The sequence below is a fragment of the Antarcticimicrobium sediminis genome (genome assembly GCF_004348975.1).
GTDB lineage: Bacteria > Pseudomonadota > Alphaproteobacteria > Rhodobacterales > Rhodobacteraceae > Antarcticimicrobium > Antarcticimicrobium sediminis.
The window spans coordinates 65,323-80,524 of the sequence record NZ_SMFP01000006.1 but is presented as its reverse complement, the minus strand read 5'-3'; the positions used below and the strand labels follow the sequence as shown (position 1 = coordinate 80,524).

The window sequence follows — 15,202 nt, the reverse complement described above, 5'->3', positions numbered from 1 at the left end:
TGATGGATCGATCCCTGAAAGCGATGTCGCTGCTGCTGAGCTATCCCACCGAGGAGTTGCAGCATGCGATGCCGGAAATCGCCGGCGTTCTGGCCTCGGACAGCCGCCTGACCACGGCCGCGCGGCGCGCCCTGCGCCCGCTGGTCGAGACCCTGCAATCGGGCGACATCTATGAGGTGCAGGAAACCTATGTCGCGCTGTTTGATCGCTCGCGCAGCCTGTCGCTGAACCTGTTTGAACATGTCCACGGCGAAAGCCGGGATCGCGGCGGCGCGATGGTCAATCTGGTCGAGATGTACCGCGCGGGTGGCTTTGATCCGGTCACCTCGGAACTGCCCGACCACCTGCCGGTGCTGCTGGAATTTCTGGCGATGCGTCCGATTGCCGATGTTCAAGACACGCTGGCGGACGCGGCCCATATTCTGGCCGCGTTGCAAACCCGGTTGGAGCGGCGGGAAAGCCCCTATGGCGCCGTGTTCGCCGCGCTTTTGCAGATTGCAGATGCCCGCGTCGATGCCGGCGCGGTCGAACAGCTTCTGGAACTGCCCGACGACGACCCCGAGGATCTCGAGGCGCTCGATGCCGTCTGGGAAGAAAGCGAAGTGACCTTTGGCCCCGATCCCAATGGCGGCTGTCCGCAGGTGCGCGACATGCTGTCCCAGATGGATACACCCGTAACCCCCGCACCGGGCACACCCGCCCAAGCGGCTGAGTGATGGAGGCTCAGATGCATCAATTTCTATTCGGAATTTACCCCTATATCGCGCTTACGGTGCTGATCTTCGGGTCCATTGCCCGCTATGAGACCGTGCCGTTCACCTGGAAATCAAGCTCTAGCCAGTTGTTGCGACGGCGCCAGCTGATCCTTGGATCGGTGCTATTCCACGTCGGGGTTCTGGTAATCTTTTTCGGCCATCTGGGCGGGCTGTTGACGCCGATCTGGATATTCGATGCCCTCGGCATCAGCCATGGCGCCAAGCAGCTGCTGGCGGTGATCGCCGGTGGCGTCGCCGGTGTGATGGCGCTGGTGGGCGGCGGGATCCTGTTTCACCGCCGCTGGACCGACCCGCGCATTCGCCGCACTTCAAGCTTTGCCGACATCGCCATTCTGGCCCTGTTGCTGGCGCAGCTCACGCTTGGGGTCGGAACCATCTTTGTCTCGCTGCAGCATCTGGACGGGCATGAGATGACCAAGTTCATGGCCTGGGCGCAGGGGATCTTCACCTTCGACGGGCAGGCGGCAAGCTATATCGCGGATGTGGCGCTGGTGTTCAAACTGCACCTGTTCCTTGGGCTGACGATCTTCCTGCTGTTCCCGTTCACCCGGCTTGTCCACATGTTGTCGGTGCCGCTGCGCTATCTGTGGCGGCCGGGCTATCAGATCGTGCGCTCGCGCCGGAAAACCGTGAACAAAACCCCGGCGGAGTGATCAGATGACAAACCCCCTGTTCCCCGAAATCACCATCAATGGAACCACGCTTTCTGCTGCGGACATCGCGGCAGAGGCCCAGAACCACCCCGCCCCGGCTGGCAAGCCGGGGTTGGCCTGGCGCCGGGCGGCACGGGCGCTGGTGATCCGGCAGGTACTGCTGGACGAGGCCGAAAGGCTGGGTCTGACCCCACCGCCGGAAGAGCTCTCGCCCGACAAATGGGAAACCCCGGAAGAGGCCCAGATCCGGGAGTTGCTGGCCCAAAATGTACAACCTGCCCCGGTCAGCGAAGAGGCGTTGCACCAGATCTATCAGCGCAACCCCGGCGCCTATCGCGCGCCCTCGCTGTATCAGCCCGCACATATCCTCTTTGCCGCCGCGCCCGAGGACAAAAAGGTCCGGGCCGCCGCAAAGCTGCGCGGTGAGGCGGTGCTGAAGGATCTGCGCGCGACCCCCGGGCAGTTCGCCACGCTGGTCCGCAAGGAAAGCGCCTGTTCGTCGCGGGACACCGACGGCCAGCTGGGACAACTCAGCAGCGGCGACACGGTGCCCGAGTTCGAGGCGGCAATGGATGCCGCGCCGGTGGGCGCGATATACGAGACGCTGGTCGAAACGCGCTATGGCTATCACATCCTGCGCGTGGATGAGCGCGCGACGGGGGAGATCCTGCCCTTTGACGCGGTGCGGCCCCGCCTGTCCGAGGCCTGTGAAAAAGCGAACTGGGCTCGGGCCGCGAACGCCTATCTCTCGGGGCTGCTGGATCGGACCGAAATCACCGGGATCGATCTGGCAGCGGTGGCCTGAGAGGGATGGCGGCGGCCAGATCATATCCGCCGGGCAACGGGGGGCAGAGGCGCGCTTCTGCCCCGGTGCCCGGCCTGTCTGGCGACGCCGTCCTGCCCGACCCGCTGGATCACCTCGCCGGGGAAAATCGCTGTCGGCGCGTGATCTGCGGTTTCCTCGATACGCTGGTCGCGGCGCTGCCGCACCCCGACCCGACACTGGCCGGCGAGGTGCTGACACATCTGAAAACCGCTTTGCCCCGCCACATCAGGGACGAAGAGGGCGATCTGTTCCCGCTGCTGCGCCGCCGCTCGCAGACTGACGCGGACATCAACGACACGCTGGACCGGCTCATAGCCGATCACGCCCATGCCAGCGCGATGCTGGAGCCGATCCAAGCGGCGCTGGAACGGTTGGTGCTGCGGGGCACGGCGTTCACGGCGGAGGAGGCCACGGCCATCACCGCCTTTGCCGCGCGGGAACGCCGCCAACTGATTGTAGAGAACGGCATCGTGCTGCCACTGGCACGGGTCCGGCTAAGCCAGAGCGACCTGAAATCGCTTCGGTTGCGGATGCTGCAAAGGCGTCACACCGACACCGACACGGCGCATTGAAACGAGGAACGTGGAATGACAGTTTTCGAACGAATCGAAAGCGCCGCCTGCGGCTGCGATGATCTCCACCGCCCCGGCGCGCTGATGCCGGTACACGAGGCGGTCGCCGCCGCGCTGGCGCTGGTCACCCCGATCGCGCAGACCGAAGAGGTCACGCTGGACAAGGCGCGCGGGCGTTGCCTTGTCGCGCCGGTGCTGGCGCGCTCCGACATGCCCCGGTTCGACAACGCGGCGATGGATGGCTATGCCCTGCGCTACGCCGATCTGCGCGACCGCGCCCTGCTTCCGGTTCAGGGGGTCTGCGCCGCGGGTGACGCGCCAACCCCTCTGACCACAGGAACGATGATGCGCATCTTTACCGGCGCCCCGATCCCCGAGGGCGCCGATACGGTGGTGATGCAAGAGGCCATCGAGCGCAGCGGAGACCACGCGCTGGTGACCGGCCCGGTGCGCGTCGGCAGCCATATCAGAAAGGCCGGGAACGACCAGCGGTGTGGCGATGTGGTGCTTGCCCCCGGCCTCCGGCTGGCGGCGAAACACCTTGCCATCTGCGCCGGTGCCGGGGCCGGGTATGTCACCGTCCGGCGGCAGTTGCGGATCGCCCTTGTGCTGAGCGGAGACGAGATTACCCCAGCTGGAGAGCCGGTGCAGGGCGGCGCGATCTGGGACGTGAACACCCCGATGCTGCGCGCGCTATGTCAGGACGCCGGGGCGGATATTGTCGCCGTGCAGCAGGTGCCCGACCGGCGCGCCGCACTCGTCGCCACGCTGGCGGATTTGAGCGGGAAGGTCGACATGATCCTGACCTCGGGCGGGATCTCCGTAGGCGAACGCGACCCTGTAAAGCCCGCCTTGCGCGATCTTGGCGCGCGCATTGCCGTATCTGGCGTGGCGATCAAACCGGGCAAACCCGTTACCGTTTCGCAGCTGGGGACGAGCGTGATCCTCAGCCTGCCGGGCAATCCGGTCGCGGCCTTCGTCACCTGGCATGTGCTGGGCCGACCGCTGGTTGACCGGCTGTCCGGGGCCGCCCCGTCATCGGCCCGACGCCATGTGCGCGCCGCCGCCCCGATCCCGCACAGACCGGGGCGCTGCGAATATCGGCCCGCCTCGATCATTGGATATGACGGGCAAGGGATCGAAATCGCCGCCTGCGCGCCCAATGTGAACTCGGCCAATCTGGGGCCGCTGGCGGCAGCGGATGGTCTGATCCTCATCCCCGCAGACACCGAACAGGTGGCGGTCGGCGATATGCTGGAATTCCTGCCGATCTGATCCCCGTCCGAAAGGAACGCTTATGAAACTGGCCTATGTCATGACCAACACCCCCGGCGCGACCGATCTGCTGCTCGGTGAATTCGCCCAGACCTGCCTGAGGCAGGGGCACGCGGTCGCGGGTCTAGTGCAGATCAACAGCGACAGCTCCGATCCCCACCATTGCGACATGGATGGCAAGGTGCTGCCAGATGGTCCGGTGTTTCGGATTTCGCAGTCGCTGGGCAAAGAGTCGCGCGGCTGCCGGTTGGACAGTGCCGCATTGGAGGCTGCGGTCGCCGCGGTTGAAACCACCCTCGACCCGGCCCCGGCGCTGCTGATCCTTAACAAATTCGGCCGACGCGAAGCCGAGGGCGGCGGGTTTCGTGAGCTGATCGGTCGCTGTCTGGTCGCGGGCATCCCCGTGATCGTGGGCGTGAACACCCTGAACCACCCGGCCTTCCTGGCGTTTGCAGAGGATCTGGCCGAACGGCTCCCCGCCACACAGGCCGCTCTTGCCACATGGGCACAAGCGGCGATGTCAAAGGCCGATCTGGCGGCCTGATCCCAGAGCAAAAGCGCCCGACCAGAGCCGACAGATGCCGGGTTTCAGGATGCGGGGTTTTCAGGATGAGGCCCCGCCGCCTCCAATCTCTGAAAATGGGCGACAACGGCAGTTCTCGCCACGCCGATATGGTATCGCATCGCGGCGCGGGCCGCCTCTTCATCCCCTGCCTCCAACGCCGCGATGATCATCTCGTGATTGCGGGCGATGTTGTCGGGGGCGTCGTTGACATGGCCGATCAGCGCAACGCCAAGCTGGATTTCCGAGGCAACCTTCTTGAACACCGACACAAAGCGGCGGTTGCCGCAGCCTTCGATCATCAGGCGGTGAAAATGCATGTCGGCCTGAACCTGCGCAGCGATCTCGCCGCTGCTGGCCAGCGCGATCATCTGGTCCATCTGCTTGCGCAGGACCGGGATCACCTCTTGCGCGCCCTGCCGCGCAAGGCGCGCAGCCGCTTCGCATTCGATCGCCAGACGCAGTTCGTACAGCGAGTCGAGATCCTCGGAATCCATCGTGCGCACGAAAAAGCCCCGGTTGGGATGCGAGACCAGCAACCCCGCGCTTTCCAACAGGCGCCCGGCCTCGCGCACCGGCGCGCGGCTGACGCCGAGATCGCGGGCAATCACGGATTCGGACACGCGGGCCCCCGGCTTCAGCTTGCCTGACATGATCGCATCGGTCAGCATCTTGGCGACCTTCTGCGACAGCGCATCGCGCGTGACCGGGCTGAATATCGGGGGGTCGGATTTCTCGCTCATAAGGGAAAACCTAGACCTGAAATTGTATACTGTCGACAATTTTCCTTGACATTCGCGCGCCCTCCCGCTGACCTGTCAGCAGGACCGGAGGGCAAAAGCTGCGCCATTAAAAAGAGCGCCCCGGTCTCAGGCCTGTGCCAAAGGCAGCACCTGCCGACAACAACAGAACCGGGTCACACAAGCCCGGCCCCCGCCGATACCGCACGCGTGAAAGACCGCCATCAGCCGGATCGACGACAGAAATCCAACCGGGAGACTTGAAGAATGAAGAAACTGATTACAGCGACCTTTGTATCGCTCGGCCTGGCCGCAGCGGCACAGGCGCAGGACGCCGGTGGGCGGCTCGACATCGTGGTGCAACCGGAACCGCCCAGCCTGATGCTGGGGCTGGTCAGCAACGGTCCGACCCAGCTGGTCGCCGGTGATATCTATGAAAGCCTGCTGCGCTATGACACCGACCTGAACCCACAGCCTTCGCTGGCGAAAAGCTGGGAGATTTCCGAAGGCGGGCTGACCTATACCTTTCACCTGCGCGACGGGGTGAAATGGCATGACGGCGCGCCCTTCACCGCGGCCGATGTGGTGTTTTCCGCCGATGTGTTCCTGCGCAAGACCCACGCCCGGCTGCGCGTCAGCCTTGAACATGTAGACAGCATCACCGCGCCGGATGATCTGACCGTGGTGTTCCAGCTGAAAGAGCCCTTTGGCCCCTTCATCGGCGTGTTCGAGGCCGGCACCATGCCGATGGTGCCCGAACATATCTACAAGGACACCGATTTCGCCAACAACCCGGCCAACAACACGCCGATCGGCACCGGCCCGTTCAAGTTCGATAAATGGGAAAAGGGCAGCTATATCCATCTGGTCAAGAACGAGGATTACTATCTCGACGGCCAGCCCTATCTGGACGAGATCTATTACCGGGTGATCCCCGATGCCGCCGCCCGTGCCGTGGCGTTTGAGAATGGCGACGTGAACGTGCTGCCCGGCGGCTCGATCGAGAACTGGGACGTTGCCCGGCTGATCAAGATGGACAACGTCTGTTCCACCGGCAAGGGCTGGGAATATTTCGCGCCCCATGCGCTGGCCTGGCTCAACAACCGCGAAGGGCCGACCTCGCACAAGGAATTCCGTCAGGCGCTGATGTATGCCATCGACCGCGAATTCGTGAAGGACGTGATCTGGAACGGCTATGGCACGGTGGCGACCGGGCCGATTTCCAGCCGTACCAAGTTCTACTCCGATGACGTCAACCACTATGACTACAACCCCGACAAGGCCCGCGCCCTGCTCAAGCAGATGGGCTATGACGGCACCCCGGTGCGCATCCTGCCGCTGCCCTATGGCGAGACTTGGAAGCGCTGGGGCGAGGCGATGAAGCAGAACCTCGAAGAGGTTGGCGTCAGTGTCGATATGGTGGCCTCGGACGTGGCCGGCTGGAACCAGAAGCTGGGCGACTGGGACTATGACATCGCCTTTACCTACATGTACCAATATGGCGACCCGGCACTTGGCGTGGCGCGCAACTATCTCGCCTCGAACATCGCCAAGGGCAGCCCGTGGAACAACGTCGAAGGCTATGCCAACCCCGAGCTGGACGCGAAATGGGCCGCCGCCGCAATCGAGCCCGACGTGGCAAAGCGCCAGACGCTCTATGACGAGATCCAAAGCGAAATCGTCGAGGACGTGCCGGTCGCATGGCTGCTGGAGATCGAATTCCCGACGATCTATCGCTGCGATGTCAAGGATCTGGTGACCACCGCCATCGGCGTCAACGACGGCGCCCGCGACGCCTGGATCGAAAAGTGACGCGCGCGCATCGCTAAGCCGCGCGCATCGCTGACACGATCTCCGGCGGCCTGCACATCCACGCGGGCCGCCGGTTTCCCGAACCGACAAACGGACAGGACCGGACCGGCCGATGACCCTACTCGCAGCGATCCTTGCACGAGCCGCCAAAGCCGCGATCACGCTGTTGATGATCGTGATCCTGAATTTCTTTCTGATCCATGCCGCGCCCGGAGATCCCGCCGCCGTGATGGCGGGGGAAAACGGCGCCGCCGACCAGATCTATATCGACCAGCTGCGGGCGCAGTTCGGTCTGGATCAACCGCTTTATGTGCAGTTCTACAAATATGTCGGCGGGGTGCTGCAGCTTGATCTTGGCTATTCCTACCGCCAGCAAATGCCGGTTCTTGACCTGATCCTGGATCGGCTGCCCGCGACCCTGTTGCTGACGATGACCGCATTCGGCATGTCGCTGCTGCTGGGCGTGGTCTTTGGCCTTGCCGCCGCCGCGCGGGTCGGGCGTTGGTCCGACAGCGCGATCACCGGCATGGCGCTGCTGTTTTATGCCACGCCGCTGTACTGGGTGGCGCTGATGGCTGTTCTGCTGTTTTCGGTGCAGCTCAATTGGCTGCCCGCCTTTGGCTATGAATCAGTCGGGGCCGGCTATACCGGGCTGGCCATGGTGCTGGACCGGCTCCGGCATCTGGCGCTGCCGGCGCTGACGCTGGGGCTGTTCTTCATGGCGGTCTATCTGCGCATGACCCGCTCCTCCGTGCTAGAGGTCAGCCAGATGGATTTCGTCAAGACCGCACGGGCCAAGGGCCTGAGCGAGGGCATCATCCGCCGCCGCCACATCCTGCGCAACGCGCTGCTGCCGGTGGTCACGCTGGCCGGTCTGCAAGCCGGACAACTGGTGGGCGGCGCGGTCCTGACTGAAACCGTATTTGCATGGCCCGGCATCGGGCGGCTGATGTTCGACAGCCTGACCGCGCGCGATTACAACACGCTTCTGGGGGTGTTTCTGGTCTCTGCCGCGATGGTGATCCTGTTCAACATCCTCACCGATATCGTCTACCGGCTGATTGATCCGCGCATCGCGGCGGGGGGCGCGGCATGAGCGATTTCATGACACGTTTTGCCCGCAATCGCGGCGCGCTGCTGGGCCTGCTGATCCTGATCTGTGTGGTCCTGCTGGCGGTGTTTGCGCCGCTGCTGTTTCCCGACAGCCCGTGGAAGATGGTCCAACGCCCGTTTCTGCCCCCCCTCGCGGTCGAGGGGATGCCGCTGGGCACCGACACGCTGGGCCGCAACGTCGCCGCCGGTCTGGTTTACGGCGCGCGGGTGTCGCTGATCGTCGGGCTGGTCTCGACCGCTGTGGCGCTGCTGATCGGGATTCCGCTGGGTGCCTTGGCGGGGTTTTACGGTGGCTGGATCGACGAGGGCGCGATGCGCTTTACCGAGTTCTTTCAGACCATCCCCAGCTTTGCGCTGGCCATCGTTCTGGTCGCCATTCTGGAGCCGCATCTGACCTCGATCACGCTGGCCATCGCCATCGTCAGCTGGCCCCCCGTCGCCCGTCTGGTGCGAGCCGAGGTGCTATCACTGCGGCGGCGCGAATTTGTCGATGCCGCGCGGTTGGCGGGGCTGTCGAACATGCGGATCCTGTTCGGCCACATCCTGCCCAATGCGATGTCACCGATCATCGTCATGGCCTCGCTGATGGTGGCCACCGCGATCCTTCTGGAAAGCTCGTTGTCGTTTCTCGGGCTGGGCGATCCCAATATCATGAGCTGGGGCTATATGATCGGGGCGGCGCGCACGGTGATCCGCACCGCATGGTGGCTCAGCTTCATTCCCGGGGTGGCGATCCTGCTGACGGTTCTGGCGCTGAACCTGATCGGTGAGGGGCTGAACGACGCGCTGAACCCACGGCTGGCACGCAAAGGGCGATAGAATGAGCACGGCACTTTCCATCCACGATCTCGCGATCGCCCTGCCTGCGGGGGCCGACCGGGCCTTTGCCGTGCGCAACATCTCGTTTGATCTGCAAGAGCGGGAGATCCTCTGCGTGGTAGGGGAAAGCGGCTCGGGCAAGTCGATGACGGCAAATGCACTGATGGGGCTTTTGCCCGATCTGGTGCATGTGACCGAGGGCGCGGCGGTCTTTGAGGGGCGCGATCTGTTTTCCCTGCCCGACTCTGCGCGCCGGGCGCTGCGCGGCGACCGGATCGGCATGATCTTTCAGGAACCGATGTCGGCGCTGAACCCGCTGATGCGCATCGGCGACCAGATCGCCGAGGTCTATGAGGCGCACAACCGCTTCACCCCCGCCGAACGCAAGGAGCGCGCGCTGTCCCTGATCGGAGAGGTCGGCCTGCCCGACCCGGAAAAAATCATCCGCGCCTATCCGTTTCAACTGTCCGGCGGGCAGCGCCAGCGGGCCATGATCGCCATGGCGCTGGCACTGGACCCTGCGATCCTGATCGCGGACGAACCCACCACCGCGCTTGACGTGACCACGCAGGCGCAGATCCTCGAGCTGATCAAGACGATCCAGCAGCGTCATGGCATGGCGGTGATGTTCATCACCCATGACTTCGGCGTGGTGGCCGAGATCGCCGACCGGGTGATCGTCATGCGCTATGGCGATATTGTCGAACAGGGCAGCGCCGCGCAGGTGCTTGAGGCGCCACAGCACGACTATACCCGCGCCCTGCTGGCGGCGATCCCCTCGGACAGCGTGCCCGAACCGCACCCGGTCACCACCGCGCCGGTGCTGGAGGTGCGCGATCTACGCAAAACCTATGTCACCAGCGGCGGCCTGTTCAAACCGACCCGCAGCGTGACGGCGATTGACGGCGTGTCCTTCACCGTGGCGCGGGGCGAGGTTCTGGGCATCGTCGGCGAAAGCGGGTCGGGGAAATCCACGGTCGGGCGCGCCATCGTGCGGCTGGTCGAGCCCGACAGCGGCCAGATCCTGCTGGACGGGGAAGACATGAACGCGCTGACCCCGCAACAGCTTCGCCATGCGCGGCGGCGGGTGCAGATGATCTTTCAAGATCCCTATGCCTCGCTCAATCCGCGCAAGAAAATCCTCTCGGCGATCAGCGAGGGGCCGATCACCCAAGGCGTGCCGGTGGCCGAGGCCCATGCGCGAGCGCGCGAGTTGCTCGACACCGTCGGGTTAGAGGCCTCGGCCGCCGAGCGCTTCCCGCATGAGTTTTCCGGCGGTCAGCGCCAGCGGATCGGCATCGCCCGGGCGCTGGCGATGGACCCGGACCTGATCATCGCCGACGAGGCGGTTTCCGCGCTCGACGTCTCGATTCAGGCGCAGGTGCTGGAGCTGCTGCGCGATCTGCAACAGCGGCTTGGCCTGTCGCTGTTGTTCATCACCCACGACCTGCGCGTCGCGGCGCAACTGTGCGACCGGATCGCGGTGATGCAGCGCGGCAAGCTGGTCGAGATCGGGCCGGTGTCGGACGTGTTCCTGACCCCCAAAGCAGAGTATACGCGCAACCTTTTGGCGGCGGTGCCGGGGGCCGACTGGGGCAACCGGGCCGCGACCGCAAGCTAGATCAGATCAGGGGATTTGCCCCGCCTTTTGTACAGGATGGAAAGATGAGCGACCTTTGGAACCTGACCGCGAGCGAGATCACCTCGCAGATTCACACCGGCGATATCACGGCGCGCGCCGTGACCGAGGCGGTGCTGGCCCGGATCGACACGGTGAACCCGCCGCTGAACGCCGTGATCGCGCGCTGTGACGCAGAAGCGCTGGCCGCCGCCGACGCGGTCGATGCCGCCCATGCGGCAGGACAGGCACCGGGCCTGCTGGCCGGGGTGCCGATCACGATCAAGGTGAACGCGGATCAGGCTGGCTATGCCACCACCAACGGGCTGCGCACCCAGAAGGATCTGATCGCAACGCAGGACAATCCGGTGGTCGCCAACCTGCGCAAGGCCGGGGCGGTCATCGTCGGGCGGACCAATACGCCGGCGTTTTCGTTGCGCTGGTTTACCCGCAACAGCCTGCATGGCCACACCAAGAACCCGCGCAACCCGGCGCTGACCCCCGGGGGGTCTTCGGGCGGGGCGGCGGCGGCGGTTGCCGCGGGTATGGGGCCGCTGGCCCATGGCACCGATATCGCCGGCTCTGTGCGCTATCCGGCCTATGCCTGCGGGCTGCATGGGCTGCGCCCCTCGCTTGGGCGCGTCCCGGCCTATAACTTCACCGGGGTTGATCGGCATATCGGCGGTCAGCTGATGGCGGTTGCGGGACCGATCGCGCGCTCGATCGCGGATCTGCGGCTGGGGCTGGAAGCGATGGCCGCGCCCGATTTGCGCGATGCCTGGTACATGCCCGCGCCGCTGCGGGGCCCCGATGCCCCGCGCCGCGCCGCACTGTGTCTGGCCCCCGACGGGATGGAGGTCGCGCCCGAAATCAAGACCGCGCTGCGCGATGCCGCCGCCCGGCTGGAGGCCGCCGGATGGATCGTGGAAGAACAGGACACCCCGCCGCTGCGCGAGGCGATGATGCGCCAGCTCACGCTTTGGCTGGCAGAGACCCGGCGCGCTGCGGATGCGGCGATCCGGACCGAGGACGACCCCGACGCCAACCTCGTCTATGAACGGCTGTCGGCATTTTGCCCGCCGGTCGATGTGAACGGGCTGTTGGATACGCTTCAAGCCCGCTCGCGGCTGGCCCGGGAGTGGCGCGCCTTTCTCAGCGACTGGCCGGTGCTGCTGTGTCCGGTGTCTGGTGAATTGCCCTTCGCCGATCAGCGCGATGTCGGCAGTCAGGCGGATTTCGACGCGGTGGTCGCGGCCCAGATGGCGCAGATCGGCCTGCCCTTCATGGGATTGCCAAGCCTGAGCGTCGCCACCGGCACTGTCACCGGGCCGCACGGGCCAACCCCGGTCGGTGTGCAACTGGTGGCCAACCAGTTCCGCGAGGATCTGCTGCTAGACGCGGGCGAGGTGATCGGCGACACGGTGCCCGTGTCTTCCTGACAGGCCCCTGTCTCCTCCTGCCCCCCTTTTCGCCACCGGCAAAGCGGTTAAGGTGGCCCCAATCCGGTGCCAGTCCCAGACCCCAGCTCTGCCTCTGACCCTACCAATATTCGACACTAAGCAAAGGAATCGATGATGAAACCCACGTCCAACTCGGCGCAGCATGTGGATATTACCACCTCGCTGCACCCCTATACGGATGCCCGCCGTCATGAGGAAAAAGGCCCGCTGATAATCGACCGGGGCGAAGGCATCTATGTCTATGACCAGTCCGGCAAGCAGTATATCGAAGGGCTGGCCGGGCTGTGGTCGGTCGCTGTAGGCTTTAGTCAGCCGCGCCTGCGCGATGCGGCAGCGGCGCAGATGGACCGCCTGCCCTATTACCACATCTTTGCCCACAAGGCACATGAGCCGTCGATCCGGCTGGCCGAAAAGCTGGTCGAGATGACGCCGGAAAACCTGACGCGGGTGTTCTATACCTCGTCCGGGTCCGAGGCGAACGACACCGTGGTCAAGATGCTGTGGTACATGAACAACGCCCTCGGCCGGCCCGAGAAGAAAAAATTCATCGCCCGCACCAAGGGCTATCACGGTATCACCGTCGCCTCGGGCAGCCTGACCGGCCTGCCGGGCAATCACCGCGATTTCGATCTGCCGGCGATCCCGGTGCGCCATGTCACCTGTCCGCATTACTATCGCTTTGCCGAAGCCGGTGAGAGCGAGGCCGATTTCACCGCCCGCCTGCTGAAAGAGATCGAGGATGTGATCCTTGAGGAAGGCGCAGACACCATCGCCGGGTTCATCGGCGAGCCGTTGATGGCCGCCGGTGGCGTCATGCCCCCGCCCGCAGGATACTGGCCCGGTGTCGAGGCCCTGTGCCGCAAGTACGACATCAAGCTGATCGCCGACGAGGTGATCAACGGGTTCGGCCGCTTGGGCAGTTCGTTTGGTTCCGTGCATTACGGCTTTACCCCCGACATCATGGTGACGTCGAAACAGCTTACCTCGTCTTACATGCCGCTGGCGGCGATCATCTTTTCCGAAGAGATCTATGACGCCATTGCCGACAACACCCACAAGATCGGCACCTTTGGCCACGGCTACACCGCCTCGGGGCACCCGGTTGCCACCGCCGTGGCGCTGGAGAACCTTGCGATCATCGAAGAGCAGGATCTGATGGGCAACGCCGCCCGGATGGGTGAGGTGATGCAAAAGGCGCTGGCGCAATATGCCGATCACCCGCTGGTGGGCGAGGTGCGCGGCGCCGGTCTGATCGCCGGGCTGGAGCTGGTCGCAGACAAGGCCAGCAAACGCCCGTTTGACCCGATCGGAAAGGTCGGAACCGCCGCCTTTGAGTTCGGCCATGACGAGGGGCTGATCCTGCGCAACGTCGGCGATACGCTGGCGCTGTGCCCGCCGCTGATCATCACCGAAGAGCAGGTGCACGAGATCGTCGCGCGGCTGGGCCGGGTGCTTGACCTGACCGCCGGTTGGGTCGCCGCCGAGGGCCTTGCCTGACGTCCACGACACCTGATCGCAAGATCCGTCACGACCAACCGGCAGCCTTTTTGGCTGCCGGTTTTTTTGTACCGGACTGGTGCGCCTATCCTCTCGCGCCCCGCTGGTCTCAAGACGCCGGGCGATCTGGTCAATCGAGGGAACCGGATCACCGCCGCCGCGCCCTGGTGTGCCGAACTGTGTGGCAGATAGAAAAACCTCTATGCAGATTGGATAAATAAAGTTACCAATTCTAAAGTGTGAATTTGAAAACACACCGTCGGACGAACGGGAGATCGTCTGACAGAATAGGGAGGAAGACATGACGAAATATAATATCACGCGCCGGGCTGCCTTGCAGAAGGTCGCGCTCGCCGGGGCGGCCGGTCTGGCGGCCCCATCCATCGCCACGGCGGCGGGCGAAACCACCACATGGAAGATCCAGACATCCTGGCCCGGCGGTGCCGGTTTGCAGATCTTCAAGGACTGGTGCGGCACCATTGCCGAGAAAACCAACGGCGAGTTGGCCTTTAACCCGTTCGGCGCCAATGACGTGGTCGGGGATTTCCAACTGTTCGACGCGGTGAAGAACGGCGTTCTGGACGCGGTGAACCCCTTTACCATCTATGCGCAGGGGATCATCCCGGCGGCCACCTTCCTGACCAGCTATCCGCTGGGCATGCGCAACCCGCATGAATGGGATGTGTTCTATTACGGTTTGGGCGGGCTTGAGATCGCGCGCGAGATGTATGCCAAACAGGGGATGCATTTCGTCGGCCCGGTGCATCACGGCCCGAACATCATCCACTCCAAGGTGCCGATCCGCTCGATCGACGATTTCCGCGGGCGCAAGATGCGGATGCCCGGCGGCATGGTGGCCGAGGTCTTTACCGAGATCGGCGCCGAAACCACGGTTCTGCCCGGTTCGGAAATCTTTCCGGCGCTGGAAAAGGGCACCATCGACGTGGCCGATTATGTCGGGCCGGCGGTGAACTACAGCCTCGGGTTCAGTCAGGTGACCAAGTATATCTCGATGGGCCCTCCGGGGTTCATGTCGCTGTACCAACCGGTCGACCTGATGGACATCACCGTCGGCATCGACGCCTGGAACAAGCTGAGCCCGGCGATGCGGCAGTTCGTCGAGATGGAAACCCACGTCTATTCCGACATGCACCACGCCGCGATCCAGAAGGCGGATCAGGAGGCCTGGGCCAAGTTCGAGGCCGACGGCACCGAGGTCACGCGCCTGAGCCAGGACGACGTGGAGCTGATGACCGAGGTCGCGGTGCCGATCTGGTTCAAATACGCCAACCGCGACAAGGACAGCGCGCGGCTTTTCAAGATCCAGCTTGATTACATGATGTCCGGCTCGCTGGGCTATGTGACCAAGGAACAGATCGAAGGGATGGAACTGGACCTGTGATCCGGTAACCCACCGCTCCGGTCCGCGTGCCCTGTTGCGGGTGCGCGGACCATTGCCGACTCCCCCCACCAGACCGC

Annotated in this window: 14 protein-coding genes; 13 read left to right on the top strand and 1 reads right to left on the bottom strand. The window is 64.4% G+C overall.

Annotation, left to right across the window (positions count from 1 at the left end):
• Positions 1-2 precede the first annotated feature (2 nt).
• The 6 genes from narJ to E1B25_RS10705 all read left to right on the top strand — a co-directional run bounded on the left by narJ (position 3) and on the right by E1B25_RS10705 (position 4,646).
• Positions 3-716, top strand: coding sequence for a nitrate reductase molybdenum cofactor assembly chaperone (gene narJ, locus E1B25_RS10730; protein WP_132829410.1), 714 nt, complete (start codon positions 3-5; stop codon positions 714-716).
• Positions 717-727: 11 nt separating this feature from the next.
• A complete protein-coding gene (narI, locus tag E1B25_RS10725) occupies positions 728-1,429 on the top strand; it encodes a respiratory nitrate reductase subunit gamma (RefSeq protein WP_132829146.1) in 702 nt (233 codons plus the stop codon).
• Between the two features lie 4 nt (positions 1,430-1,433).
• Positions 1,434-2,234, top strand: coding sequence for a peptidylprolyl isomerase (locus E1B25_RS10720; RefSeq protein WP_132829144.1), 801 nt, complete (start codon positions 1,434-1,436; stop codon positions 2,232-2,234).
• A 65-nt stretch (positions 2,235-2,299) separates the two neighbouring features.
• Positions 2,300-2,827, top strand: coding sequence for a hemerythrin domain-containing protein (locus E1B25_RS10715; protein ID WP_165937598.1), 528 nt, complete (start codon positions 2,300-2,302; stop codon positions 2,825-2,827).
• 15 nt (positions 2,828-2,842) lie between these two features.
• Positions 2,843-4,102 carry a molybdopterin molybdotransferase MoeA gene (locus E1B25_RS10710; RefSeq protein ID WP_132829141.1) on the top strand — a complete coding sequence of 420 codons (1,260 nt, stop codon included), beginning with the start codon at positions 2,843-2,845 and terminating at the stop codon, positions 4,100-4,102.
• A 22-nt stretch (positions 4,103-4,124) separates the two neighbouring features.
• A complete protein-coding gene (locus tag E1B25_RS10705) occupies positions 4,125-4,646 on the top strand; it encodes a DUF2478 domain-containing protein (protein ID WP_132829139.1) in 522 nt (173 codons plus the stop codon).
• A gap of 44 nt (positions 4,647-4,690) precedes the next feature.
• Here E1B25_RS10705 and E1B25_RS10700 read toward each other — a convergent pair whose 3' ends face one another.
• Positions 4,691-5,407 carry a GntR family transcriptional regulator gene (locus tag E1B25_RS10700; RefSeq protein ID WP_132829137.1) on the bottom strand — a complete coding sequence of 239 codons (717 nt, stop codon included), beginning with the start codon at positions 5,405-5,407 and terminating at the stop codon, positions 4,691-4,693.
• A gap of 264 nt (positions 5,408-5,671) precedes the next feature.
• On the opposite strand from E1B25_RS10700, the gene E1B25_RS10695 reads away from it, so the two are divergent.
• The 7 genes from E1B25_RS10695 (at position 5,672) to dctP (ending at position 15,125) form a co-directional block, all read left to right on the top strand.
• Positions 5,672-7,216 (top strand): ABC transporter substrate-binding protein, encoded by a 1,545-nt coding sequence (locus tag E1B25_RS10695; RefSeq protein WP_132829136.1) that lies wholly within the window; start codon positions 5,672-5,674, stop codon positions 7,214-7,216.
• Positions 7,217-7,328: 112 nt separating this feature from the next.
• Entirely contained in the window at positions 7,329-8,312 is a 984-nt protein-coding gene (locus E1B25_RS10690; protein WP_132829134.1) for an ABC transporter permease, read from the top strand.
• Positions 8,309-9,148: an ABC transporter permease gene (locus E1B25_RS10685; RefSeq protein ID WP_132829132.1), complete on the top strand. Its 840-nt coding sequence runs from the start codon at positions 8,309-8,311 to the stop codon at positions 9,146-9,148. The genes E1B25_RS10690 and E1B25_RS10685 overlap by 4 nt, the downstream gene beginning before the upstream one ends.
• A gap of 1 nt (position 9,149) precedes the next feature.
• A complete protein-coding gene (locus E1B25_RS10680) occupies positions 9,150-10,769 on the top strand; it encodes an ABC transporter ATP-binding protein (RefSeq protein ID WP_132829130.1) in 1,620 nt (539 codons plus the stop codon).
• 44 nt (positions 10,770-10,813) lie between these two features.
• Positions 10,814-12,205: an amidase family protein gene (locus tag E1B25_RS10675; RefSeq protein ID WP_132829128.1), complete on the top strand. Its 1,392-nt coding sequence runs from the start codon at positions 10,814-10,816 to the stop codon at positions 12,203-12,205.
• Between the two features lie 135 nt (positions 12,206-12,340).
• Positions 12,341-13,723, top strand: a complete 1,383-nt coding sequence (locus tag E1B25_RS10670) for an aspartate aminotransferase family protein (RefSeq protein ID WP_132829127.1) — start codon at positions 12,341-12,343, stop codon at positions 13,721-13,723.
• A 301-nt stretch (positions 13,724-14,024) separates the two neighbouring features.
• Positions 14,025-15,125, top strand: a complete 1,101-nt coding sequence (dctP, locus tag E1B25_RS10665; protein ID WP_132829125.1) for a TRAP transporter substrate-binding protein DctP — start codon at positions 14,025-14,027, stop codon at positions 15,123-15,125.
• Positions 15,126-15,202 lie beyond the last annotated feature (77 nt).